Genomic DNA, 23,704 nt, shown 5'->3' on the forward strand with positions numbered 1-23,704 from the left:
GTCCGAGGACCGAGCCACGGAGGCGATGCCCCACCCGTGCGAACCGCAGGTCTCCAGGGCCGCCGCGCGCGCCTGCGGCGGCCGCGGCGGCCGGGAGCGCCTCGACGACGCGGCTCACGGCGCGGTCGTCGTGCGCGGCGGAGACGAACCAGGCCTCGAAGGGCGAGGGCGGCAGGTAGACGCCGCGCCGGAGCAGTTCGTGGAAGAACGGCGCGTAGCGGTACGACTCGGTGGCGCGGACGCCCTCGAAGTCGACGACCTCGTCCTCGGTGAAGAAGACCGAGAACATGGTGCCGGAGTACTGGAGCCGGTGCGCGACGCCCTCCTTGGCGAGGGCGGCGGAGACCTCTCGGCCGATGGTGTCCGAGACGTGGTCGAGCCGCGCGTACACCTCGGGGGTGGTGTGCCGGAGGGTGGCGAGGCCGGCGGCGGTGGCGACCGGGTTCCCCGAGAGGGTGCCGGCCTGGTAGACGGGTCCGGCGGGGGCGAGGTGGGCCATGACGTCCGCGCGGCCGCCGAAGGCCGCCGCCGGGAAGCCGCCGCCCATGACCTTGCCGAAGGTGAGCAGGTCGGGGGCGACGCCGTCCCGGCCGTACCAGCCGGAGCGGCTGGCCCGGAAGCCGGTCATGACCTCGTCGGAGAGGAACAGCGCGCCGTGGCGGGAGGCGATCTCCTTGAGGCCGGCGTTGAAGCCGGGCAGGGGCGGGACGGCGCCCATGTTGCCCGGGGCGGCCTCCGTGATCACGGCGGCGATCTCGTCGCCGATCTCGGCGAAGACCTTCTCGACGGCGGCCAGGTCGTTGTAGGGCAGGACGACGGTGTCGCTCGCCTGGGCGCCGGTGACGCCGGGGGTGTCGGGCAGCGCGAAGGTGGCGAGACCGGAGCCGGCCGAGGCGAGGAGGGCGTCGACGTGGCCGTGGTAGCAGCCGGCGAACTTCACGATCTTGCCGCGTCCGGTGAAGCCGCGGGCCAGGCGGATCGCCGACATCGTCGCCTCGGTGCCGGAGCTGACGAGCCGCACCTGTTCGACGGGCGCGACCCGGTCGACGATCTCCTCGGCGAGTTCGACCTCTCCGGTGGACGGCGCCCCGAAGGAGGTGCCGTTCTCCAGGGACCGGGTGACGGCCTCGACGACGGCCGGGTGCCGGTGGCCGAGGATCATCGGGCCCCAGGAGCAGATGAGGTCGACGTACTCGTTGCCGTCGCTGTCGGTGAGGTACGGGCCCTGGGCCGAGGCGATGAAGCGCGGGGTGCCGCCGACGGCGCCGAAGGCGCGGACCGGGGAGTTGACGCCGCCGGGGGTGACCTTGCGGGCCCGCTCGAAGAGCGCCTTGCTGCGGGTCTCCGCGCCGCTCATCGGCCGGCCTCCTCGGGGGAGTCGAAGGTGAGCGCCGCGTCCAGGACGACGGCGCCGTCCGGCAGGACGCGGACCGGGTTGAGGTCGAGGGCGAAGCCGGCGGGCCAGTCCTGGACGAGTTCGCCGACGCCGTGCAGGAGTGCGGCGGCGGCCTCCACGTCGGCGGCGGCCCGGCCCCGCGCGCCGGCGAGGATCTTCGCGCCGCGCAGTCCGGCGAGGAGCTCGGCGCCCTCTCCGGGGGCCAGCGGCAGGAGGCGGTGGCCGACGTCGTCGAGGACCTCGGTGAAGATCCCGCCGAGTCCGGCGGTCAGTACGGGGCCCAGGTCGGTGGTGTGGACGCCGACGATCAACTCCACTCCCTCGCCGACGAGTTCCTCGACGAGCACCTGGCCGCCGAGCTCGGCGAGCCGCGCGTACGCCTCCGGTGCGGTGTCGGCGGTGACGCCGATCTCGACCCCGCCGGCCTCGGTCTTGTGGAGGAGGCCGGGGACGACGGCCTTGAGCACCGCCGTACCGCCGGCCTCGGTCACGGCGCGCGCGGCGTCCTCGGCGGATCCGGCGATCCGGCCCTTCGGCACGGCGATGCCGGCCTCGGCGAGGAGTCGCTTGAGCTCGGGTTCCGTGGCCTCGGCGCCCGGGCCGGGGACGGTCCCGGGGCGCGGGGCGTCCGGCAGCGTACGGGGGCGGCTGACCTCCCAGAGGGCGGCGGCGGCGCGCAGGGCGCGGGCCGGCGTGGGGTACTCGGGGAGTCCGGCCTCGCGCAGGTCGCGGGGGGCGTCGGGGGCGAGGAAGTCGGCGCCGGTGCGGGCCACGAGGATGGGCTTGCCGCCCTTCTCGGCGGCCCGGGAGAGGGCGTTGACGGCCTTCTCCACGTCGGGGCCGGCCATCACGCAGAAGGCGGCGACGATGATGTCGACGGTGTCGTCGGCTATGAGGACGTCCAGGGAGCGGTCGAAGAGCGAGGGGTCGCTGAGGACCGTGGCCGTGATGTCGACCGGGTTGTCGATGGCCCCGAAGGCGGGGACGATCTCGGCGAGCGCCTCCTTGCTGCGGGGTTCGAGGGCGCTGAGTTCCAGGCCGTGGGCCTCGACGGCGTCGGCGGCGAGGATGCCGGAGCCGCCGGAGGTGGTGACGACGGCGACGCGGTTGCCGGTGGGCCGCCGCTCCGACTCGAAGACCCGGGCCACGTCGAGGAGTTCGTCGATGTCGTCGACGCGGACGATGCCGAGGCCGCGCAGGGCGGCGTCCAGGACCCGGTCGTCGGTGGCGAGGGCGCCGGTGTGCGAGGCGGCGGCGCGGCCGCCGGCCTCCGTACGGCCCGACTTGAGGAGGGCGACGGGCTTGCCGGAGCCCGCCAGGGCGCGGAGGGTGCCGATGTCCGGGGTGTCCTCCAGGTAGCCGAGGAGGCCGGTGACCTCGGGGACGGCGGCGAGTTCGCGGAGGACTTCGAGTGCGGTGACGTCGGCGTCGTTGCCGGTGCTGACGACCCAGCCGGGGCGCAGGCCGCGTTCCAGGGCGAGGCTGGCGGCGCCGAAGCCGAGGGCGCCGCTCTGGCTGACGAAGGCGAGGGTGCCGGGCTCGAAGGGCACGGACTCGGCGCCGAAGAGGGGGCTGAAGGTGGCGAGGACCCGGTTCTCGTAGCCGACGGCCCCGATGCAGTTGGGGCCGATGATCCGCAGGCCCCCGGCGCGGGCCCTGGCGACGACGTCGGCCTGGAGGCGGGCCCCGTCCTCGCCGGTCTCGGCGAAGCCGGAGGAGGCGATGACGGCGAGCTTGACGCCGGCGGCCACGCAGTCGTCGACGGCGCCGGGGACCCGCTCGGCGGAGACCATGATCAGCGCCAGGTCGACGGGGCCGGGGGCGTCCTTGACGCTGGGGTACGCGGGGACGCCGAGGATCTCCGGGGAGCGCGGGTTCACCGGCAGGATGCGGCCCTTGTAGCCGTACCGGAGGAGGTAGTCGAGCGGCTTGCGGCCCAGGGCGCCGGGGCGCTCGCTGGCGCCGATGACGGCGATGGATTCGGCTTCCCAGAGGGCCGAGATGTCACTCATGCGATGGCCTCGATCTTCTTGTCGCTCTTGTTGTCCGTGGTGTTCGTGGTGTTCGTGGCATCGGTGCCGTCGCCACCACCTCCGCCTCCGCCTCCACCACCGCCTTCGGCGGCGGCGAAGAGGCGGGTGAAGGCGGCGATGTGCCGGGCTCCGTCGGGATCGGCGGCCAGTTCCCTGACGAGGACGGTCGGTTGGTGCAGTGCCTTGTCGACGATCCGCCGGACACTGCGGCCGATCTCCTGGCGCGCGGCGCCGTCGAGCCCTTCGAGGCGGCGCGCGAGCCGGTCGAGTTCGGCCTCCGCCGCCTCGGTGGCGGCGGTGCGGAGCGCGGTGAGGACCGGCTTGGCCCCGGCGAGGCGGAGGCCGGTGCGGAACTGCTCGACCTCCGCGTCGATCAGTTCGTGCGCGGCCTGGACGCTGGCCGCCGAGATCTCGTCCTCCTGGCCCTCCTCCGCGATCCTGCGCAGGTCGACGAAGGTGACGCCGGGCAGTTCCGCCGCTCCGGGCGCGATGTTGTGCGGCAGCGACAGGTCGAGCAGGAACAGCTCGCGGCCGTCGCGGGCGGCGAGCGCCTCTTCGACCTGCCGGGCGGTGACGAGGTGGCCGGTGGCGGCGGTGGCGCCGACGACCACGTCGACCTCGGTGAGCAGCCGGGGTACGTCCTCCAGGCCGTAGCCCGCTCCCCCGGTGGTGTCGGCGAGGCGCTGGGCCTTGTCCGGGGTGCGGTTGGCGACGTGCACCCGGTCGAGGCCGGAGCGGCGCAGCGCGGCGACGACGACCCCGGCGAAGGCGCCGGCGCCGATGACCAGGGCGGTCTTGCCGTGCAGCGAGCCGACCTGCCGTTCGAAGAAGCCGAGTCCGGCGGTGGCGAGCGAGCGGCCGGCCTCGTTGAGTCCCGTCTCGTTGCGGGCCCGCTTGCCGACGCGCAGGGCGGTCTGGACGGCCTTGGCGAGGACCCGGCCGGTCCGGTCGAGCCGCTGGGACCGTTCGAGGCCGAGTTTCACCTGGCCGAGGATCTGGTCCTCGCCGACGACGACCGATTCGAGTCCGGAGGCGACGGCGAAGAGGTGGCGTACGGCTCCGTCGGCGTGGTGGCTGTAGAGGTGCGGGGCGATCTCCTCGCGGTCGACGCCGGTGTGCTGGGCGAAGAGTTCGCCGAGGTCGCCGAGGTCGCCGGGTCCCGAGGGGCCGCCGCGGGTCTCGGCGTAGATCTCCAGGCGGTTGCAGGTGGAGACGACGACGGCGGCGTCGATGCCGTCGACCGAGGTCGCGTCGGAGACGAGGTCCTCGGCGGGCCGGTCGGTGCCGGCGAGTCTCTCCAGGAGGTCGAGCGGGGCGCTGGCGTGGCTGATGCCGAGGACCAGCATGGTGGCGGACGAGGTCACCGGGTCACCGGTCCAGGCTCTGGGCGAACTCGGAGGCCCAGTAGGTGATGATCTGCGTGGCGCCGGCGCGGTGGATGGAGGCGAGGCTCTCGCGGACGACCTGGTCGCGGTCGATCCAGCCCTTGGCGGCGGCGGCCTCGACCATGGAGTACTCGCCGGAGACCTGGTAGGCGGCGACGGGCACCTGTACGTGGTCGGCGATGAGCCGGACGATGTCGAGGTAGGCGAGCGCGGGCTTCACCATGACGAGGTCGGCGCCCTCGGCGACGTCCAGCGACACCTCCAGGAGGGATTCGCGGATGTTGCCGGGGAACTGCTGGTAGCCCTTGCGGTCGCCGCGCAGGGTGGACTCGACGGCGTCGCGGAAGGGTCCGTAGAAGTGCGAGGCGTACTTGGCGGAGTAGCCGAGGATGGCCACGGACTGGTGGCCGGCCCGGTCGAGGGCCTCGCGGATGCGGCGGACCTGGCCGTCCATCATGCCGCTGGGGGCGACGATCTGGGCGCCGGCGTCGGCCTGGACGACGGCTGCCCGGGCGTACAGCTCGATGCTGGCGTCGTTGTCGACGTCTCCGTGCGCGTCCAGGACGCCGGTGTGGCCGTGGTCGGTGTACTCGTCGAGGTTGATGTCGCCGATGATCACCGTGGAGTCGCCGACCTCGGCGACGACGTCGCGCAGGGCGACCTGGAGGATGCCGTCGGGGTCGACGGCGCCGGTGCCGGTGGGGTCCTTGTGCTCGGGGATGCCGAAGAGGATGAGTCCGCCGACCCCGTTGGCGACGGCCTCGGCGGCCGCCTTGCGGAGGGTGTCGCGGGTGTGCTGGAAGACGCCCGGCATGGAGGGGATCTCACGCGGCTCGGTGAGGCCCTCGCGGAGGAACAGGGGCTGGACGAGGTTGGCGGGGCCGACCCTGGTCTCGGCGGCGAAGCGGCGCAGCGCGGGCGTGCGGCGCAGCCGGCGGGGGCGGTAGTAGGGGGCGGCGGGGTCGGTGGCGGCGGTGTTGCGGCCGTAGGCGTCGTGCGTCATGGGCGTGACTCCTTCGAGGGCGTGGCGGCGAGCGGAGCGGGAGGGGCTGCTTGCGGGGACACGGCATCTCCTAGAGGGCCTCGCCGAGGAAGACCTGCTCCAGGTGCTTGGCGACGGGCTCCTCGGGACGGCTGAACCAGTAGCCGTGGCCGCTGCGCTGGAAGAGCTTCAGTTCGCCGAGCTGGACGAGGGTCTCGGCGAGCTTGACGGCGAGGCCGGCGGGGTCGATGACGGGCAGGCCGTGGAGCTCGTGGATGCCGAGGTGCCAGAGGATCTCGTTGGGGATGCCCTCGGCGGGGATGATGACCTCGGCGCCGGCGCGGGCGGCCCGCTCGGCGGCGGCCGAGTACACCTCGACGAACTCGTCGAAGTCGCCTTCGAGGGAGCGGTGGACGGAGTCCCAGCCGCCGGGGACGACCTCGTAGGAGCTGAGCGAGGACTCCAGGCGGTAGTGGCGGATGTTGGCCCGGATGGGCTCCTCCAGGGGCGGCATGAAGCCGAGGACGCCGAAGCGCTGCCCGGTGAGCGCGGAGAGGAAGAACGCCGTCTCGCCGTAGCCGAGGGTCGGGATGGAGGCGAGGTGGCGGGCGTCGCGCAGGCCGGGGTCCTGGCCGGCGGCGATCACCCAGGCGTCGTAGCCCTCCCGCTCCGCGACGAGCGCGGACTCGGAGAAGTGCCGGCTGAAGAGGACCTGGGCGGAGTGGTGGCCGACCAGGCCGAACGGGGTGCGGTCGGGGTACGTGTCGGCGGGGAGGGTCTTGATGTCGACGGTGGTGCCGGGTGCGGCGATGGCGTCGAGGTGTTCCCGGTACCACTGGTCGAGCAGCGGCAGGCGTCCCTCAACGGTGTGCTTGTGAAACCAGATCCGCATGTGCGTCACCTTTCAGGGGTCGTGGTGCGACGTCGAGAAGTGATGCCTTGATCAGGTAGTCGGTGGCGGCGCGGGGGTCGGCGGCGGTGCGGCGCAGGGAGGCGAGCCCGGCGGGGAGTTCCCGGGGGTCGGCGAGGCCGGCGGTACGGGCCTCGCTGCGCGGGATGACCGCCGACTCGACGACGGTGCGCCGCCGCTCCAGGGCCTCGTCGAGGAGGGCCTCGCCGCCGGGCTCGCCGCGCAGGACGGCGGCGAGGGCCCGGCCGGTGTCCACCGCGTCGTGCAGCCCGCAGTTCATGTTCATGCCGCCCGCGGTGGAGGTCAGATGGGCCGCGTCGCCGGCGAACAGCACCCGGCCGGCCCGGTAGCGGGGCAGCAGGAACCGGGCGAGGCGGTAGGTGTGCGCGTCGGCGACCCGTACGGCCCGCCCGGCGGCGCCCGGCAGGGCCTGCGCGACCCGGGCCCGTACGGCGTCCGGGTCGAGCACCTCGTCCCGCTCGGTGCCGCGCGGGATCCGGAAGATCAGCCGCCAGTGGTCGGGCATCCCGAGCACGCTGTACGAGGCCCGCGGGTCGCGGACGTACGCCAACGGGGCCAGTCCCGGCACCAGTTCGTCGAGCGGGGTGTCGGTGACCACCCGGAGCGCGTAGTCCGGGTACTCCTCTGCCGTCCCCGGGAGCCCGGCGAGCTCGCGCAGCCGGCTGCGGCTCCCGTCGGCCGCCAGGACGTACGGGTGGTCGGTGCGGGTGACCCGTCCGGTCGCGTCCTCGGCGCGCAGCCGCACCCCGCGGCCGGTCTCCTCCGCGCCGGTGACGGTGGCCCCGAAACGCACGTCGGCGAGGCCGGTGGCGGTCAGTTCGGCGAGCAGCAGCGGGGTGAGCCTGGCCTGTTCGACGTGGAGCCGGTACGGGTGGCCGGTGTGCCCGGCGAGCACCGCGTAGTCGAGCTCCGCGTGGACCCCGCCGTCCAGGTCGCGCCACTGGACGCGGTCGACGGTACGGCCCTGGCGGCGCAGGGCCGCCGCGACGCCGAGTTCGTCGAGGAGGTCGAGGGTGGCCGGGTGGAAGGTGGAGGCGCGCGACTCGGTGGCCGGCTCCTCCCGCGCCTCGAACACGGTCACCGGTATCCCGGACCGGGCCAGGACGAGCGCTGCGGTGAGCCCCACCGGGCCGGCTCCGACGACGGCGACCTGCGCGAGGGCTCCGGCACGGCCGCCTTCGGGCGCGGCGGGCCCACCGGGTGCGACGGGCCCACCGGGTGCGACGGGCCCACCGGGTGCGACGGGCCCACCGGGTGCGACGGGCGCTTCCGCCGGACCGGGCCGGCCGGTCACGGCGTCGCGGCCGGGCCTGCCCGTCACGGCGTCGCCACGGCGACCGGGGCCGCGCCGGAGGCACCGGCCCGGGTCCCGGTACGGGAATCCGTACGGGCCCCGGTACGGGCCCCGGTCCGCTCGGCGAGCCGGCGGAGCAGCGGGTGGGCGTCCGGGCCCTCCGCCGGGAGCCCGAGGGTGTCCCGGGCCCACCAGGCGCTCGCCAGGTTGGAGGTGAGGAGGGTGTGCCCGCCGTCCCGGCCGAGTTCGGCCAGTGCGTCGAAGGTGAACATGCCGGTGCCGGTGAACAGCAGCACGGCGTCCTCGGGCAGTTCGGCCTCCCGGACCTGTGCGACGAGTTCGTCGGTGGTCACGTCGTACGGGGAGAAGCGGGCGCCGGCCCGGATCTTGACGACCCGGTCGACCGCGAGTCCGGCCGACTCCCAGTAGGCCCGGGACAGTTCGGTGAGCCAGGGCTCGTACGGGGAGATCAGGACCAGCCGCTCGGTGCCCAGGGCCCGCACGGTGTCGAGGATGGCCAGCGCGGCGGACCGTACGGGCGCTCCGATCCGCTCGGAGAGTTCCGCGCAGAGCGCCCGGTCGCCGTCCGGGGTGAGGAGGTAGTGGGATCCGGTGCAGGAGACGACGGCCGCGTCGAGGCGCAGTCCGCCGAAATTCCCGAGTACTTCGGGAAGCACGTCGTTGTACTTCTCCAGGCGGCCGCGCAGGTCCTTTCCGGGGAGTACCGGAAATCGCGAGGTGTGCACGTTGAATGCGGGGCTGACGAGACTGCCGATCTCGGGTTCGGCCGCGGCATTTCCCGAGGGAACCACCACGCCGAGTCGCGGCGCCGAATGCAGAGCCATGAACGAGTCCCTCCCGTCCGTCGTTGTCGATGACACGACCGTACGGCCGGAAAGGCCTGCCCATCGATACGGGATTCCGCACCCGCCCCGGGCCGGGAATGCGGAAATACGGAAGGCGCCGCACCGTCGATACGGTGCGGCGCCGGATATGCCGAAGCGGGCCGTGAAAACGGAATTCAGCGGGCCCGGGCGGCCTCGGCGACGAACTCGTCGATCTTCGCGCGGCGGGTCAGTGCGCCGTTCACGGCCCAGTTCCCCTCCGGGACCTCGTGGACGACGAGCCAGACGACGGTGTCGGGTCCCGTGGCGTCCCGGACCAGGCCGGTGACCTCGGCGGAGAGCGCCTCGTTCCGCTCGGGGGTGAGGAAGCCCTCCAGCGGGGTGACCACGACCAGGACGCCGGGGGGCGTGCCGGCACCGGTGGTCGCGAGGCCCTTGGCGGCCTCGCGGACGTAGACCCAGGTGGCGGCGGCGAAGAAGTCGGTGCGGGGCAGCTCCATGGCCGTCAGCACGGAGTCGGCGACCTGCTGCTGCAGGACTCCGGCGGCGGCTTCGGAGAGGGTGCCCTCGGGAACGGTGATCTCGACCAGCGGCATGGTGACTCCCATCGTGCGAGCGGGTGGGTGCGAGGAGCGGGAGAGGACGGTCAGCAGGCCAGCGCGGCTTCGAACCGGTCGATGGCGGCGGCCAGTTGGGCGCGGCGGCGGATGTCGAGCTTGCGGTAGATCCGGGTGATGTGCAGTTCCACGGCCCGGGTCGACACCGTGAAGGACTCGGCGATCTGCTTGTTGGTCAGGCCGTCGAGCATCATCGTGGCGATGCGGCGCTCGTGGGCGGTCAGCTCCTCACGGGCGCGTGCCGGGACGATCGGTGCGACGGGCGCCGGGACGCCCCCGCGTATTCGCTCGTGGGTGCCGGCCCCGCCGGTGGAGCGCTCCAGGCCGGCGAGCACCACGTGCCCCATGACCGCGTTCCATTCGCGGACCCGCAGCTCCCCGATCACCTGGGCCTGCGCGTACGGGTCGGCGTAGACCGCCCGTAAGAGGGTGCGGCGGTCGGGGGCCTCACAGACGAGGAGTTCGCCGGTGCCGTCCCGCCAGGGGCCGCCACCGAGCAGGATGCCCCGCGCGGCCATCCTTTTCCAGTAGGTCCGGTGCGCCTCTCCGAAACTCAACCGGTCCGTCTCATTGCCACGGAAAACGAGTTCGACCACATAAGCCACGTACGACTCCCCCATAAAGGCCGGGTGTTTCCGTTTCCGACGCTACCACCCATTACCGGCCCGAAGAATGAACACAATGTTGCGGTCGGCGGCCCGGCATTCACGGGGATTCGGAGGGTGATTCGGCGGGAGGGCCCGACGAGGGAATGACGTCCGCCCGGCCGCCGGAAAAACGGCCGGGTATCGCCTTGTGCTGCCGAATTTCGACGGCGTCCGGTCAATCGGCCGCCGCTGCGGTGGGCACGGGGGCGGGCTCGGGAGCCGGTGCGGCCGCGGCGGGCTTCGGCTTGCGCCGGAGGAGGCCGGTGGCGGCGAGGACCGCCACCGCCCCGAGCCACACCGTCCAGCCGAGCGGCTCGCTCAGCACGACCGCGCCGAGGACCACGGCCACGGCGGTCATCAGATAGGTGACGGTGGAGGCCACCGTGGGCCCGTCCTTGATGATCAGCTCGAAGTTGAGCAGCGCGGCGAGGCCGGTGCACACCACGCCGAGGACGAGGACGGCGACCACCGAGTCGGTGCGCCAGGTGATCGTCTGGAGGCCGAGGAACGGGAAGGCGACCAGGAGCAGCACCGTGGCCGCGCCGAGCTGGCCACCGGCCAGCATGAGGGGCGGAACGCCCCGGCCGACGAGGAACCTGCCCATGTAGGCGAAGCTGGCGCCGAAGCTGATCGAGCCGAGGACGAAGCAGAGGATGCTCCAACCGGTGCCCGCCGAGGCCGAGTTCCAGGGCGAGGCGATGAGCGCGGTGCCGCCGAGGCCGAGCAGCACCCCGCCCGCCTTGAGGCCCGAGACCTTCTTCTCCTGGCCGAGCAGCAGGGCGGCGGCCAGGGTCCAGATCGGCGCGCTGCCGTTGACCACGGCGGCGACGCTGCTGGAGCCGGCGATCTCGCCCTCGGCGTACAGGGTCCACGGCACGGCGTTGCCGAGCAGTGCGGCGACGGTCAGGTGACCCCAGGTCGCCGCTTCCCGGGGCAGCCGGAGCCCCTTGGCGTACCCGATGGCGAGGATGACGACGGCGCCGAGCGCGAGCCTGATGAGGACCATCTGCACGGGCGAGAAGCCGTACCCGGCGATCTTGATCCACAGGAAGACGGAGCCCCAGATCAGGCTCAGCGCGGCCAGCCGCGTGTACGTGGCTTTGGACATGGGTGTTTCCCGCTCTACGAGAAGAGGAGTGAGGGAGGAGGCAGAGGGACGCGCGCCCGGCGGTCCGCGGTACGGCAACGAGCCTCGCAGCGGCGGCCGGGCGGGTCCAGCAACGGCTCGTGGACGGTACCTTCCACGAGCCGTGGCGAATCGCGTTCCGCCTGGTCAGGCGGCGACGGCCGCCCTGGCCACGGTGCGCAGCGCGTCCAGGACGGCGGCGATCTCCGGAGAGGTCTGGCTGCCCTCGCGCACGGCCGCGAAGACCGTGCGGGACGGGGCCTGCTCGCTGAACGCGCGGATCGTCACCTCGGGCCGCGGCGCCGGCTTGGCGAGGCGCGGCACGAGCGCGACCCCGAGGCCGAGCCGCACCGCCGCGAGCGTGGCGTCCCAGTCGCCGATGGCGTGGGAGGCCTGCGGGGTGAACCCGGCCGCCGTACACGCGGCCACGCCGATGTCGTGGCACATGCCGGTGGTGGCGAAGATCCACGTCTCGTCGGCGAGGTCGGCCAGCCGCAGGCGCGGACTGTCCAGGAGCCGGTGGCCCGCGGGGAGGGCGATGTCGAAGGGGTCGGCGCAGAGCGCGACCCGGTGGAACCGGCCGTCGAGACGGCCGTCGTCGCCCGCCGGGCCCGGATTGCTCGTCGTGTCCGCGGAGATGACGACGTCGGTCTCGCCGCGGTGCAGCAGGGAGAAGCTCTCCGGCGGATCGACCTCGGCGAGCGAGGTCCGCAGCAGCGGCCGGGTCTCCCTCAGTCGGGCCACGGCGGGCAGGATGAGCGCCGACAGGGTGGTGGAGAAGCCGGCCACCGCCACCTCGCCGCGCTCGCCGCTCCGGTGGGCGGCGAGCTCCGCGCGCATCTGCTCGACCTGGGTGAAGACGGCGTCGGCGTGCCGGAGCACGATCCGCGCCGCGCCGGTCAACCGGAGTCGGCGTCCGGACGGTTCGGTGAGCGGGACGCCCAACTCCCGTCCGAGGGCGCTGATCTGCTGGGAGACGGCCTGCGGGGTGAGGTGGAGCGCCTGGGCGGCAGCGCTGACGGTGCCGCGCTCGCTGAGCTCCCTCAGCACGCGCAGCTTGCGCAGGTCCGGATCGGCCACGTCCCGCACCCCCTCCCGCTCCCGCCGTTCGGTCATCGTACGCAGCCGGCGTCCACGTCGATGACCTCCTTGACCAGTGTCTCCAGGACGTCGAGGTCCCGCGCGGTGCGGCCCGCCTCGCGCCGGTCGCCCGGGTAGGTGGGGTCGAGGACGACGGCCCGCGCGCCGATGTCCTGGAGCAGCCCGAGGTCGTCGGCGATCTGCGCCCGGGTGCCCTCGCCGAGGAGGCGGCCGGGGCCCAGCGGCCGGGGGGTGACCCGGAGTTTGATCCGGGGGCAGACGGCGGGGACGGGACGTTCCTGTTCCTCGGCGACCTGCCGGAGCGCGGGCAGCCCGACGCCGAGCAGCCAGTCCCCGGAGACGGAGGTGGGGTGCCAGGCGTCGCCGAGCCGGACGGCCCTGCGCAGCGCGCCGTAGCTGTGCCCGCCGACCCAGACGGGCGGCCCGGGGCGCTGCACGGGCAGCGGCCCGGTGTGCACCTCGCGGAAGGAGACGTGGGCGCCGTCGAAGGAGGCGACCTCGTCGGCCCAGCAGGCCTTGATCGCGGCGAGGTACTCGTCGCTGATCGCGCCGCGCTTGCGGTACGGCACGTCGAGGACGGCGAACTCCCGGGCGGCCCAGCCGGCCGCCGCGCCGAAGACGAGCCGGCCGTTGCTGAACCGGTCGATGTTGGCGGCGACGCGGGCGGTGTGCACGGGGTGGCGGTACGGGAGGATCGTCACCGTGGTGCCGAGTCCGACGGTCCTGGTGACCCCGGCGAGCCAGGCGAGGGTCGCGAAGGGGTCGTAGAACGGGGCGGGGAACAGGTGCTGGACGTCCGGGGTGAGCGCCACGTGGTCGGAGACCATGGCGTAGTGGTAGCCCATCGACTCGACCCGCAGCGCCCAGTCGGCGAGGGCGTCGGGGGTGGCCTCGGGCCCGTAGTTGGGCAGATTGACGCCGAATTTCATGGCGTGTTCCTTTCCAGGGGCTCGGCCGCGGTCGCGTCCGCGGCTCCGCCCCCGTGGGTGACGTCGTCGTCCGGGGGGTGCGGTCCGGGCCCGGTGTCGCGCCGGGCGACGGTCCGGGCCGCGGTGAGGTGGAGGAGGACTCCCGCGAGCGCGACCCCGGCGGCGGGGAGCGGGAGCCAGCGGGCGTCGAGCCCGTGGGCGAGGGCGAGGCCGCCGAGCGCGGAGCCGACGGCGCCGCCGAGGTAGGTGGCGGAGCTGTTGAGGCCGACGGCTGCGGCGCCCGCGGAGCCCCCGGAGCCGTCCCGGGCGAGCAGCCGGTGCTGCTGCGGCACGACGAACGCCCAGCCGACGGCGCCCCAGAGGAGCAGGGGCAGCAGGACGAGGCCCGGCAGGGTTCCGGTCCACGGCAGCAGCGCCAGCGCCCCGCCGAGGGCGCCGAGCAGCGCGACCGCGAGCCGCGCGGGTTTCCCGGTCCGGTCGACGAGCGTGCCGGCGAGGAGGCTGCCGCACACCCCGCCGATCCCCCACACCCACAGGTACGGGACGGCGCTCCCCGCGCCGGCGACCCGGTGCAGGACCGGTTCCAGGTAGGTGTAGAGCCCGAGGCTGGCCACGGTCTGGGTGAAGGTGACGGCGACGACCACCGAGACCCCGGGCCGGGCGAGGGCGCCGAGCCGGGCCCGCAGCGCGGGCGCCGCGGCTCCCCGGACCGCCGGGAGCGCCGCCAGGACGCCGAGCAGCGCGACCAGGCCGAGCCCGGTGATCAGCCACAGGGCGGCCCGCCAGCCGGAGCCGGCCGCGACGAGCAGTCCGAGCGGGACCCCGAGGACGGTGCCCGCGCTCATTCCGCCCAGGACCAGGCCGAGGGCCCGCCCGCGCCGTTCGGGCGGGACGAGCGCGACGGCCGCGGTCGCCGCCGCCGGGGTGAAGAGGCCGGCTCCGGCGCCGGCGAGGGCCCGGGTGCCGAGCAGTGCGGCGTACGAACCGGCCAGCGCGGTCCCGGCGTTGGCGACGGCGAAGACGACCAGCGCGGCCACGATGAGCGTGCGGGTGCCCCGGCGGGCGAGTACGGCCGAGAACAGCGGCGCGGCCAGTGCGTAGCAGAGGGTGAAGGCGGTGACGGACTGCCCGGCCAGCGACACGGAGACGTCCAGGTCCGCGCCCATGGCGGGGAGCAGTCCCGCCATCGCGTAGGCGTCGGTCCCGACGGCGAACGAGCCGAGCGCCAGCGGGGCCACCGCGCGCGTGCCGCCCATCGCATCCCCCTCGTCGTGCGGCTCCGTACGTCCTACGGAGCGGTCCTCGGGACGCTACCGACCGGGTGCGGCCCGCACGGCCCGCACCACCGGAGAGGGTTCGGAGTTCCGCAGCCTCCCGCTCCCGCGCCCCTCGATCCGGCCGGTCACCGGCCTACGGTGGATCACTTGAGGAACCCCAGGAGGGAGTCCACCGTGCTCGACCTGTCCGTCATCAACGCGATGTTCCCGCCCGACCTGCCGGAACCGGCCGACTGGGAGCGCCGGTTCGGTCCGCGCGCCCTGCCGGACGGCGCGGAGGTGACGCGGTTCGCCCCGAGCCCCACCGGACATCTGCACATCGGCGGCCTGTACACGGCGGCCGTCGCCCGGGCGCTCGCCCACCAGTCGGGCGGCGTGCACGTGCTGCGCGTCGAGGACACCGACCGCGCGCGCCGGGTCGAGGGCGCCGCCGAGGAGTTCGCCCGGCTCCTCGGCGCCTTCGGTCTCGCGCCCGACGAGGGCGGCGCCGCCGGTGGCGGCGCGTGGGGCCCGTACCTCCAGTCGGCGCGGCGGGACGTCTACCTCAGCCATGTGCGCGAGCTGCTGCGCCGGGACCGCGCCTATCCCTGCTTCTGCGGCAAGGAGTTGCTGGCCCGCAGCGGCGCGGAGCAGCGGGCGGGCCGGTCCCCGCTGGGCTACTACGGCCGCTGGGCGCCGTGCCGGACGCTCGCCCCGGCGGAGGCGGCGCGCCGGATCGCGTCGGGCGAGCCGTACGTGGTGCGGTTCCGCTGCCCGTACGAGTTCCCCGGCCGGGTCCGCTTCGCCGACCGCATCCGCAGCTCCGTCACCATGCGGGACAACGGCAACGACATCGTGCTGCTCAAGTCCTCGCGGGACGAACCGACGCTGCCCACCTACCACTTCGCACACGTCGTGGACGACCACCTGATGCGGGTGACCCTCGTCGTGCGCGGCGAGGAGTGGCTCTCCTCGACCCCGGTCCACCTCCAGCTGCACACCGCGCTCGGCTTCGAGCCGCCCGCGTACGCGCACCTGGCGCCGCTGATGAAGGCCGAGGGCGCCTCGCGCCGCAAGCTCAGCAAGCGCAAGGACCCGGAGGCGTCGGTGGACTACTACCTGTCCGCCGGCTATCCGCCGGCCGCCGTCCAGCACTATCTGCGCGGCCTGGCCAACATCCGGCTGATGGACGTCCCCACGGCCGACGCGCTCGCCGCCCCCGTCCGGCTCGACGGCATGCGGCCCTCGGGCCCCCTCCTCGACCTGCCCAAACTGCACTCCCTGAGCCGGGAGTTCATCGCCTCGCTCACCCCGGCGGAGCTGTACGCGCAGCTCCTCGCCTGGGCGGAGGAGTACGACCCGGAGCTCGCGTCCGTACTCGCCCGCCACGAGCGGCTCGCCCTGGCGGCCGTCGCGGTGGGCCGCCCGGAGGGCGCGCCCGCCCGCAAGGACCTGGAACGCTGGTCCTGCTTCCGCGACCGCTACGGCTTCTTCTTCGCGGAGCTCTTCGGCACGCCCCCGACCGCCGCCGACGACCGCTACGGCGGGCTCGCCCCCGACCTCGTGCGCGGCATCGCCGCCGGCTTCGCCGGGGAGGCCCTGGACGCGGCCACTCCCGAGGAGTGGCACGGGAGCCTCCGGGAGCTGGCCGTCCGGCACGGCTTCGCCCCGGACACCGCCGCCTGGCGCGGCGCCCCGGACCGCTGGGCGGGCCCCCCGCGCCAGGTCGCCAACGTCCTGCGGGTCGCCCTCACGGGCGCCACCCGCAGCCCGGACCTCTTCGCCGTGTCCCGGGCCCTGGGCCGCGACGAGGTGCTGCGCCGCCTCACCGCCGTGGCGGGGTGAGGGGCGCAGCGCCTCGATGCGGGGCCGGTTCAAGTCCCGGCTCCGGTTCCGGTTCCGTGCGAGGTCACCCCAGCGGCATGCTCCGGGCCGAGGCGCGGACGCCCGGGGCCGTCGGCGGGGGCATCGTGAGGAGCCCCTTGTCGCTGGAGCTCGCGGCGGCGTCCGCGCCCACCGGGGTGGTGGTCATGGGCCGAGAGGCGGCACAACGCTGCTTCTCCGCCTCGGACATGGGCCCGGTGCGCTGGAGCAGCCGGTCGGGCACGGCCCGGGAGGGGCCGTCGACGACGGCGTGCAGCCGGTAGTCGTCCTTCTTGCTCACGAACCAGCCCTCGACCCGCTCACGGCTCGGTTGCAGCTCGATCCAGCTCACCTCGCCGGGCTGGATCCGCTCCACGACCGTCCGCTGGTCGCTGCTGAACCACTGCCACGGCCGCTGCCACCCCTTCTCGTAGGCGAGGGCGAACTGCACGGCCATCGGCCGCCCCTTGGCCCGCTTCTCGTCCTCGTCGCGCACCCCGCTCGTGGGCAGCCGGGCCACCTCGTTGAGCACGAGGCCGGCGTCGGCGTACGTCTGGGCGATGCTGTCGTGGCTGCGCTCGGCGTACGAGAGGACCCGGCTGTGCTCCAGGGTGTTGCGGGTGCAGTTGACGAAGGCCTCGCCGACCACCCGCGCCTCGTCGTAGTAGCGGAACGACATCCGGGTGTCGGGGCGGAAGACGCAGGCGTTCTCGCCGTTGCAGGCGGCCGCCGCGTTGTGGAGGGTGCTCTCCCGTTCGTTGCCCTTGTACGCCTCCGAGGTGCCGAGGCGCGTCTTGTCGACGGTCTTGTCGAGGGCGGGCGGCACCTCGACCGCGCGGATGCGGGCGATCATCGGCGAACAGGTCACGTGGGTGCGGGAGTCGGTGACCCGGGAGGTGAACGTGAGCAGCGGCTCGTTCTCGCCTGCGGTGAACACGTAGCTGCGGCCGGTCCAGCGCCCGGGACCGGGTTTGCCCTTCGTGCGGTCGGGGTCGCCGGCCGTGGTGACCTGCTGGACGGGACCGCCTGAGGCGGTGACCTCGTACGGCTGCCCGTCGACGACCTCGGGGCCGGTGCACTCCTTGGAGACGGCGGGGCTGTCCTCGTAGGTGACGGTCACCCGCGCCCCGGCGCGGACGCCGCGCAGTCGCTGTCCGAGGGTGTTGCCGTCCTTCTGGAGGGCGACGCCGTGGGAGGCGTCGGTGCGGCCCGAAGCGGTGGGCGAGTAGCGCTGGTTGAGGCCGGTCCAGAAGTCGATGCCGACGGTGGTCGGGCCGTCGCCCTTCATGACCGGGTCGGCGAAGTCGCCGTTGAGGACGGGGACGGCCTGCTCGGCGGGCGCGGCCTGCGCCGCATGCGCGGCGGGGACGACGGGCAGCAGCAGTCCGGCGGCGCCGAGGACGGTGAGCGCCGCGAGGGAGCGGTTCATGGTGGGGGACTCCTCCGCGTCAGTGGGTGGGGGACGGCAGTACGACTTCGCGCTTCGGATCGGCGCCCGGCGGCACGGCCCGGGTGGCGGGCACCTCCCGTGCGGCGCTGCGGAGGCCGGGCGGAGGGGCGTTGTCGCTGTCGGACGCGGTGTCGTCGGCGGGGCGCTTGCGGCCGCACAGGTTGTCGGGGACGGCGTACGTCTGGGCGACGAAGGTGCTGCTGTTGACCATGGAGGGGCTGTCGACGCGGACGCCGATGATCTTCTGCCCCTTGTCCGTGACGAGGCTGCCGACCACCCGCCGCATGGCGGCGCTGGCCCCGAAGACCAGCATGTCGTAGGGCTTGACGGTGGTCTTGTACGTGGTCGTCTCGGTGTTGTCGATCGTCCAGGACTTGGAGTACGTGGCCTTGAAGGCGGCCTCGAAGGCGAGCTTGGCGCTCATCGACCCGGCCACCTTGCCGCCGGCGGCGACGCTGGTCTTGGTGCCGTTCGTCGAGGTCGGGCCGTCCTTGAGGTTGGGCGTCTTGTTCTCGCTGGTGATGTCGTTGACGAGGTTCGTGGTGACCTCGCCCGAGGCGCTGACCGTGCCCTCGGCGGCGATCTTCCCGGAGATCTCACCGCCGATGTTGTCGGTGCTGCTGGTCCGCAGGGTGACGGTCCGGTCGACGCTCATGTCGCTCTTGGTGCAGTTGACCACCGCGTTCCCCAGGGACTTGACGGCGGTGGCGTACTCCCGGTCCTGCTTCGGGTCGATGGTGAACGTGCAGGCCGTGCGCTTCGTCCCGCAGTACTCCAGGACGTCGGCGATCTTCGCCGGGCGGCCGTCGGCGGCGACGGCGCGGGGCGCGGGCGTCTCGCCCGGCCCCTCCTCGGCGACGGCGGGCGGGACGAGCAGCGCGAGGGGCGCGGCCAGACCGAGGGTGAGGGCCAGGGGGCGGGCGAGGGCGCGGGGACGACGCGGGGGCATGGCGGAGGAACCCTTCGGGAGGGGGTGGAGGGGTGGAGGCGGGGGGCGTCAGGAGCCGAGGAGGGTGCAGAGCTGATCGACCGGGAAGGGGGACTTCCCCGGGTCGGTGGAGCCCTGCGGCAGGGAGCCGGGGAAGGAGGTGCACGTCGAGGTCACCGCGGCCTGCGCGTTGTCCGCGGGCTCCGGCTCGTACGTGTCGATGGTCTCGGTCATGTCCTCGAGGCCCTTCTCCTCGGCCGCCCCCTTGCCGGAGGTCAGCTTCCCCATGCAGGAGTCGGAACTCGGCGGGCACTCGTCGAGCTTCTTGCCGACGTCCTTGATGTCCTTGTCGGCCTTGCCCGCCGCCTCCTGGGTCTTCTTCTGCTGCTCCTCGATCTCCTTGGCCTCCTTGGCGTTGGCCTCCTTGTCCAGACAGGCCTGGTCGTCGGGCTTGCACTCCTCGGCGTACGCGACCGGGGCCAGGGGCAGGGCGAGGGCGGCGGCAAGGACGGCGACGGTCAGCGCGCGACGCGCCGATGCCTTTACTGCGGGCATGGGAACTCCCTTGAGACAGGGGTGAGTTGACGAGCTCGGCGGGGACGCCAGGGGCGGACAGGGGACTGTCCTCAAGATCACCGAGCGCATTCCGACGCTAGCCGCCGGGGCCCCGGCGCCCCGGCAGGACACACGGTGCGGCGCGCGCCGTCGGGCCCGCTCACCGCTTCGGCGGAGCGCACTGGGGGCCGCCCCGGAGGGCCCGACCAGGGTGTTCGCGAGCCGTCCGGCGCACCCCGCCGGTCCACCCTTTCGTAGGGTTTCGGGGCCACGGGCGAGAGGGCGGACGACCGCGCGCGGCAGGGTTCCTCACTCCCCCGGCCGCCGCCGTTCGGCGGCCCGCCCGATCCGGCCGCGGACGGCCCCGCCGGGCGTACCGCGAGGGTGAACGCGCCCCCGGATCGGCTCCCCGAACGGGCGTCCGTCAGACGGGTGTTTCAGCGGGTCCGGCTCGCCGTCGTGATCATTCTCGGACAGTCTGCTTTTGTGCCCGGCGGCCCGTCCCGGTCGCCGCACCCGGCCGTGGGCGCCCCCTGCCCAAGGTCCCGGCACGGCCTGTCCGCATGACCCGCGCCCGACCCGCGTGCGCCTCCGCCTCCCGGCGGGGCCACCGGCCGACCGGGCGCAGCGCTCCCGTATGTCCCCATCGAAGGAGAGCAGAGCCATGTCCCGTACACGCCGCAGTTCCCTGCGTACCCCCTTGCCCGGGCGGCCGTTCACAGCCGCCGCCGTCCTCACCGCGGCCGCGGCGCTGGCCGCCGTTCCGGCCCTGGCCCTCGCCCCGGCCGCGACCGCCAACGAGGGCAACCCGACCGTCCTGAGCTGGGGAGCCGGCCGCACCGGCCAGCTCGGCAACGGCACCCTGTCCGACAGCCTCAGCCCGTCCTCGGTCACCAGCCTCTTCCGCGGCGACGTCGACCAGGTCTCGGCCGGCGGCACCTCCTCGGCCGACTCGTTCGTCCTCGCCCGCACCGACAAGACGGTCAAGTCCTGGGGGCACAACTCCTCCGGCCAGCTCGGCAACGGCGGCAACACCAACCAGGCCGTGCCCACCACCGTCCCGCGCCTGACCAACATCAAGGACATCGCGGCGGGCGGAAAGCACGCCCTCGCCCTCGACACCAGCGGCCAGGTCTACTCCTGGGGCGACAACGCCTACGGCCAGCTCGGCAACAACCGCACCGGCGACAGCCGTACGGTCCCCGACCGCGTCCAGGGCATGCCCAAGGTCAAGCAGATCTCGGCCGGCTGCGACTTCAGCCTCGCCCTCCTGGAGAACGGCAAGGTGTACGCCTGGGGCCGCGGCATCCACGGCCAGCTCGGCAACGGCAGCCGCGCCACCAGCTCCGTCCCCCGCCAGGTCACGGGCCTGGAGAACATCGTGGAGATCGACGCCGGCTGCTACCACGCCCTCGCGCTGACCGCCGACGACACGGTCAAGTCCTGGGGCTACAACCTCTACGGCCAGCTCGGCAACTCCTCCACCAAGTCCTCCACCGTCCCCGTCGACGTCGACTGGGTCGAGGGCGTCTCCGACATCGAGGCGGGCGCCTTCCACAACTACGTCAAGACCAGCGACAGCCACGTCTGGGGCTGGGGCAACAACCAGTACGGCCAGCTCCTCGAAGGCGACGAGGCCTTCGGCGACAACGTCTCCCGCACCAACCGCACCGCCCCCGTCGAGATCCCGCGCCTCGAAGGCGTCCAGCACCTCGCGGCGGGCGCCCGGCACGGCGTCGCCGTCACGGCGGACGACGTCTTCGCCTGGGGCCACAACGGCGAGGGCCAGCTCGGCAACGGCACCACGGTCGCCCGCTTCGAGTCGGTGAAGATCCTCAACGAGGGCTCGGCGATCAAGGACGTGGCCGTCTCCCTGGGCGGCAACACGACGTACGCGTACTGAGGCCGGTGACGGCATGACGTACCGCTACCGCTCGTACGCGCGGGCCGTGGCGACCGCGGCCCTCGCCCTGGCCGCCCTAGCCGCACCCGCGCACGCCGAACCGCGTGACCCGTGGGTACGGGCCTGGGGCAGGAACGGGGCCGGGCAGCTCGGCAACGGCAGCACGCTCGTCCAGCAGACCCCGGCCGGCGTCCGGGGCCTGGCCCGCGCCGACGTCCTCGAACTGGCGGGCGGCGGTGGGGGCGAGACCAACTCCTTCGCCGTGGCCGCCCTGAACGACGGCACGGTCCAGGCCTGGGGCGGCAACACCAACGGCCAGCTCGGCGACGGGACCACCACCGGGAGATCCCTCCCCGCCGCGGTCGCCGGCCTCTCCGGGGCGTCCCGGGTCGCCGCCGGAGTCCTCTCCGGCTACGCCGTCCGCGGAGGCCGGGTCCTCGCCTGGGGCGACAACACCTACGGGCAGCTCGGCGACGGCTCCACGACGGGAGCCACCCGCCCCGTCGCCGTCCAGAGCCTGAGCAGGGTCACCGACATCGCCGCCGGCTGCTACCACGCCGTCGCCCTGCGCGAGGACGGCACGGTCTGGACATGGGGTCGCAGCAACTTCGGCCAGCTCGGCATCGGCACCGACGACGACCGGAACACACCGAAGCGGGTCCCCGGCGTCACGGACGTGGTGGAGATCAGCGCCGGCTGCAACCACGTGCTCGCCCGCACGGCGGACGGCACCGTGAAGGCCTGGGGCTACAACGCCAACGGGCAGCTCGGCGACGACAGCACCACGCACCGCAACGTCCCCGTCGACGTCCGGCAGCTCGACGACGTCGCCCGGGTCTTCGCCTGCGGCTATCACAGCTTCGCCGTCCTCGACGACGGGGCCGTCCGCGCCTGGGGCTGGAACGGCTTCGGCCAACTGGGCGACGGCAGCACCGTCTCGCGCACCACCCCCGTCCCCGTGCCCGGCCTCTCCGACGTCCGCGGCCTGGCCGGCGGCTACAACCACACCGTCGCCGTCCTCGCCGACGGCTCCGTCCTCGGCTGGGGCGAGAACACCGCCGGCCAGCTCGGCGACGCCACCACCACCGACTCCCCCGTCCCCGTCGTCGCCCTGCCCCCGGGCAGCGGCGCGACCCGCGTGGCGACCTCCATCGTCGCGAGGTCCAGCTACGCCTACTGACCCCGAAAGGTCCCCATGAGTCTCACCACACGCACCTCTCTCCTCGCCGCGCTGTCCCTCGCGGCCCTCACCACCGCCTCCCTCCCCGCCCACGCCGGCACCGACCCCTGGGTCCGCGCCTGGGGCGAGAACGCCCAGGGCCAGCTCGGCAACGGCAGCGTCCTCGCCCAGCAGACCCCCGCCGCCGTCGTCGGCATCACCCGCGACGACGTGCGCGAGCTCTCCGGCGGAGGCGGCGGAGCGGCCGCGGCCGCCAACCAGTTCGCCGTCGCCCTGCTCAAGGACGGCACGGTGAAGAGCTGGGGCTCCAACACCACCGGCCAGCTCGGCAACGGCACCACCACCGCGCAGTCCTTCCCGGCCACGGTCGCGGGGCTCTCCGGCGTCAGCGAGGTCTCCGCCGGCCTGAACCACGTCCTCGCCGTCAAGGGCGGCCGGGTCCTCGCCTGGGGCAGCAACGCCTCGAAGCAGCTGGGCACCGGCCAGGACACCACCAATCCGTACAAGGCGCCAATCCCCGTGCAGAGCCTGGACAAGGTGAAGGACGTCGGCGCGGGCTGCGACTTCAGCGTGGCGCTCCGCCAGGACGGCACCGTCTGGACCTGGGGCAAGGGCGACAACGGACGTTTGGGCACCGGCGCCAACACCACGCGCGAGACCCCGCAAAAGGTCCCCGACCTCGTCGACGTCGAGTCCGTCGCCGTGGGCTGCGACCACGTCCTCGCCCTCACCGCCGACGGCGTCGTCAAGGCCTGGGGCAAGGGCGCCGAGGGCCAGCTGGGCAACGACACCACCACCGACAGCAACAAGCCCGTCGACGTCGCCTACCTCGACGCCGTGGCCAGGATCTTCGCCACGTCCGCGTCCGGCTTCGCCGTCCTCGACGACGGCAGCCTGGCCGGCTGGGGCAAGAACACCGACCGCCAGCTCGGCGACGGCACGAACGCCAACCGCACCACCCCGGTCGTCCTGGACGCGCTCAAGGGCGTCCAGAGCATCGCGGGAGGCGCCGACTTCACGGTCGCCGCGCTCGACGACGGCTCGGTGATCGGCTGGGGCGCGAACGCCGCCGCCCAGCTCGGCGACGGCTCGACCACCAACCCCACCGGAACGACGGTGCCGCTGCCGCCCGGCAGCGGCATCACCCACGTCACCGCGACGGTGACGGGCAAGTCCGCGTTCGCGTACTGACCCGCCCTGGGAGGGCGTGTGTCGGCAGCACCCGCCACGGGCCCTCCCGTACGCGCACCGGCTCGGCCCTCCCGACACGGCCGCGCGGACCC

The 23,704-nt window shown here is 73.9% G+C and carries 20 protein-coding genes; 4 read left to right on the top strand and 16 right to left on the bottom strand.

Annotated features, from left to right (window positions below; genetic code table 11):
- The 13 genes from hemL to ACFCY7_RS32550 form a co-directional block, all read right to left on the bottom strand.
- A partial coding sequence (hemL, locus tag ACFCY7_RS32490; protein ID WP_376489654.1) for a glutamate-1-semialdehyde 2,1-aminomutase occupies window positions 1-1,357 on the bottom strand: 1,357 nt, incomplete at its 3' end.
- Window positions 1,354-3,408, bottom strand: a complete 2,055-nt coding sequence (locus ACFCY7_RS32495; RefSeq protein WP_376489655.1) for an acetate--CoA ligase family protein — start codon at window positions 3,406-3,408, stop codon at window positions 1,354-1,356. The genes ACFCY7_RS32495 and hemL, both read right to left, overlap by 4 nt.
- Window positions 3,405-4,793, bottom strand: coding sequence for a glutamyl-tRNA reductase (gene hemA / locus ACFCY7_RS32500; RefSeq protein ID WP_376489656.1), 1,389 nt, complete (start codon window positions 4,791-4,793; stop codon window positions 3,405-3,407). The genes ACFCY7_RS32495 and hemA overlap by 4 nt, the downstream gene beginning before the upstream one ends.
- A gap of 4 nt (window positions 4,794-4,797) precedes the next feature.
- Entirely contained in the window at window positions 4,798-5,817 is a 1,020-nt protein-coding gene (hemB, locus tag ACFCY7_RS32505) for a porphobilinogen synthase (RefSeq protein WP_376489657.1), read from the bottom strand.
- Between the two features lie 70 nt (window positions 5,818-5,887).
- On the bottom strand, window positions 5,888-6,688 hold the full coding sequence (locus ACFCY7_RS32510) for an aspartate/glutamate racemase family protein (protein ID WP_017237779.1): 801 nt from the start codon (window positions 6,686-6,688) through the stop codon (window positions 5,888-5,890).
- Window positions 6,657-8,048, bottom strand: a complete 1,392-nt coding sequence (locus ACFCY7_RS32515) for an FAD-dependent oxidoreductase (RefSeq protein WP_376489658.1) — start codon at window positions 8,046-8,048, stop codon at window positions 6,657-6,659. Before ACFCY7_RS32515 ends, ACFCY7_RS32510 begins: the two co-directional genes overlap by 32 nt.
- The gene (locus tag ACFCY7_RS32520; RefSeq protein ID WP_376489659.1) at window positions 8,045-8,866 is read right to left on the bottom strand and encodes an arylmalonate decarboxylase; all 822 of its coding nucleotides are present in this window, start codon (window positions 8,864-8,866) and stop codon (window positions 8,045-8,047) included. Before ACFCY7_RS32520 ends, ACFCY7_RS32515 begins: the two co-directional genes overlap by 4 nt.
- A gap of 176 nt (window positions 8,867-9,042) precedes the next feature.
- Window positions 9,043-9,474, bottom strand: a complete 432-nt coding sequence (locus tag ACFCY7_RS32525) for a 4-oxalocrotonate tautomerase family protein (RefSeq protein ID WP_376489660.1) — start codon at window positions 9,472-9,474, stop codon at window positions 9,043-9,045.
- A 38-nt stretch (window positions 9,475-9,512) separates the two neighbouring features.
- Entirely contained in the window at window positions 9,513-10,040 is a 528-nt protein-coding gene (locus ACFCY7_RS32530) for a LuxR C-terminal-related transcriptional regulator (RefSeq protein ID WP_376489661.1), read from the bottom strand.
- Between the two features lie 265 nt (window positions 10,041-10,305).
- The gene (locus ACFCY7_RS32535) at window positions 10,306-11,238 is read right to left on the bottom strand and encodes a DMT family transporter (RefSeq protein WP_376489662.1); all 933 of its coding nucleotides are present in this window, start codon (window positions 11,236-11,238) and stop codon (window positions 10,306-10,308) included.
- Between the two features lie 165 nt (window positions 11,239-11,403).
- On the bottom strand, window positions 11,404-12,372 hold the full coding sequence (locus tag ACFCY7_RS32540) for a LysR family transcriptional regulator (RefSeq protein ID WP_376489663.1): 969 nt from the start codon (window positions 12,370-12,372) through the stop codon (window positions 11,404-11,406).
- Entirely contained in the window at window positions 12,369-13,286 is a 918-nt protein-coding gene (locus ACFCY7_RS32545) for a TIGR03619 family F420-dependent LLM class oxidoreductase (RefSeq protein ID WP_376489664.1), read from the bottom strand. Before ACFCY7_RS32545 ends, ACFCY7_RS32540 begins: the two co-directional genes overlap by 4 nt.
- The gene (locus ACFCY7_RS32550; RefSeq protein ID WP_376489665.1) at window positions 13,283-14,542 is read right to left on the bottom strand and encodes an MFS transporter; all 1,260 of its coding nucleotides are present in this window, start codon (window positions 14,540-14,542) and stop codon (window positions 13,283-13,285) included. The genes ACFCY7_RS32545 and ACFCY7_RS32550 overlap by 4 nt, the downstream gene beginning before the upstream one ends.
- A gap of 168 nt (window positions 14,543-14,710) precedes the next feature.
- Between ACFCY7_RS32550 and ACFCY7_RS32555 the strand changes: the two genes are divergently transcribed.
- Window positions 14,711-16,387, top strand: a complete 1,677-nt coding sequence (locus ACFCY7_RS32555) for a glutamate--tRNA ligase (RefSeq protein WP_376489666.1) — start codon at window positions 14,711-14,713, stop codon at window positions 16,385-16,387.
- A 64-nt stretch (window positions 16,388-16,451) separates the two neighbouring features.
- Here ACFCY7_RS32555 and ACFCY7_RS32560 read toward each other — a convergent pair whose 3' ends face one another.
- From ACFCY7_RS32560 to ACFCY7_RS32570, 3 genes are read right to left on the bottom strand one after another with little or no spacing between them, the layout of a single operon-like run.
- Window positions 16,452-17,834 (bottom strand): hypothetical protein, encoded by a 1,383-nt coding sequence (locus tag ACFCY7_RS32560; protein ID WP_376489667.1) that lies wholly within the window; start codon window positions 17,832-17,834, stop codon window positions 16,452-16,454.
- A 19-nt stretch (window positions 17,835-17,853) separates the two neighbouring features.
- Complete coding sequence (locus ACFCY7_RS32565) at window positions 17,854-18,804, bottom strand: hypothetical protein (RefSeq protein WP_376489668.1); 951 nt, start codon at window positions 18,802-18,804, stop codon at window positions 17,854-17,856.
- 48 nt (window positions 18,805-18,852) lie between these two features.
- The gene (locus ACFCY7_RS32570) at window positions 18,853-19,338 is read right to left on the bottom strand and encodes a hypothetical protein (RefSeq protein WP_376489669.1); all 486 of its coding nucleotides are present in this window, start codon (window positions 19,336-19,338) and stop codon (window positions 18,853-18,855) included.
- A 664-nt stretch (window positions 19,339-20,002) separates the two neighbouring features.
- Here ACFCY7_RS32570 and ACFCY7_RS32575 point away from each other — a divergent pair.
- The 3 genes from ACFCY7_RS32575 to ACFCY7_RS32585 are packed head-to-tail and all read left to right on the top strand — an operon-like array spanning window position 20,003 to window position 23,612.
- On the top strand, window positions 20,003-21,241 hold the full coding sequence (locus ACFCY7_RS32575) for a sialidase (RefSeq protein WP_376489670.1): 1,239 nt from the start codon (window positions 20,003-20,005) through the stop codon (window positions 21,239-21,241).
- Window positions 21,242-21,254: 13 nt separating this feature from the next.
- Window positions 21,255-22,421, top strand: a complete 1,167-nt coding sequence (locus ACFCY7_RS32580) for an RCC1 domain-containing protein (RefSeq protein WP_376489671.1) — start codon at window positions 21,255-21,257, stop codon at window positions 22,419-22,421.
- A gap of 15 nt (window positions 22,422-22,436) precedes the next feature.
- Window positions 22,437-23,612, top strand: coding sequence for an RCC1 domain-containing protein (locus tag ACFCY7_RS32585; RefSeq protein ID WP_376489672.1), 1,176 nt, complete (start codon window positions 22,437-22,439; stop codon window positions 23,610-23,612).
- The last annotated feature ends 92 nt before the right edge of the window (window positions 23,613-23,704 follow it).

This window comes from Streptomyces sp. NPDC056361 (assembly GCF_042262805.1).
Taxonomy (GTDB): Bacteria; Actinomycetota; Actinomycetes; order Streptomycetales; family Streptomycetaceae; genus Streptomyces.

Excerpts from the sequence above, each read along its gene's own strand:
- ACFCY7_RS32580 (WP_376489671.1), top strand. The coding sequence starts at position 21,255 with ATGACGTACCGCTACCGCTCGTACGCGCGGGCCGTGGCGACCGCGGCC.
- ACFCY7_RS32495 (WP_376489655.1), bottom strand. The coding sequence starts at position 3,408 with ATGAGTGACATCTCGGCCCTCTGGGAAGCCGAATCCATCGCCGTCATC.
- ACFCY7_RS32570 (WP_376489669.1), bottom strand. The coding sequence starts at position 19,338 with ATGCCCGCAGTAAAGGCATCGGCGCGTCGCGCGCTGACCGTCGCCGTC.
- ACFCY7_RS32510 (WP_017237779.1), bottom strand. The coding sequence starts at position 6,688 with ATGCGGATCTGGTTTCACAAGCACACCGTTGAGGGACGCCTGCCGCTG.
- ACFCY7_RS32540 (WP_376489663.1), bottom strand. The coding sequence starts at position 12,372 with ATGACCGAACGGCGGGAGCGGGAGGGGGTGCGGGACGTGGCCGATCCG.
- ACFCY7_RS32575 (WP_376489670.1), top strand. The coding sequence starts at position 20,003 with ATGTCCCGTACACGCCGCAGTTCCCTGCGTACCCCCTTGCCCGGGCGG.
- ACFCY7_RS32545 (WP_376489664.1), bottom strand. The coding sequence starts at position 13,286 with ATGAAATTCGGCGTCAATCTGCCCAACTACGGGCCCGAGGCCACCCCC.
- ACFCY7_RS32550 (WP_376489665.1), bottom strand. The coding sequence starts at position 14,542 with ATGGGCGGCACGCGCGCGGTGGCCCCGCTGGCGCTCGGCTCGTTCGCC.
- ACFCY7_RS32585 (WP_376489672.1), top strand. The coding sequence starts at position 22,437 with ATGAGTCTCACCACACGCACCTCTCTCCTCGCCGCGCTGTCCCTCGCG.
- ACFCY7_RS32560 (WP_376489667.1), bottom strand. The coding sequence starts at position 17,834 with ATGAACCGCTCCCTCGCGGCGCTCACCGTCCTCGGCGCCGCCGGACTG.
- ACFCY7_RS32520 (WP_376489659.1), bottom strand. The coding sequence starts at position 8,866 with ATGGCTCTGCATTCGGCGCCGCGACTCGGCGTGGTGGTTCCCTCGGGA.
- ACFCY7_RS32565 (WP_376489668.1), bottom strand. The coding sequence starts at position 18,804 with ATGCCCCCGCGTCGTCCCCGCGCCCTCGCCCGCCCCCTGGCCCTCACC.
- ACFCY7_RS32535 (WP_376489662.1), bottom strand. The coding sequence starts at position 11,238 with ATGTCCAAAGCCACGTACACGCGGCTGGCCGCGCTGAGCCTGATCTGG.
- hemB (WP_376489657.1), bottom strand. The coding sequence starts at position 5,817 with ATGACGCACGACGCCTACGGCCGCAACACCGCCGCCACCGACCCCGCC.
- ACFCY7_RS32525 (WP_376489660.1), bottom strand. The coding sequence starts at position 9,474 with ATGGGAGTCACCATGCCGCTGGTCGAGATCACCGTTCCCGAGGGCACC.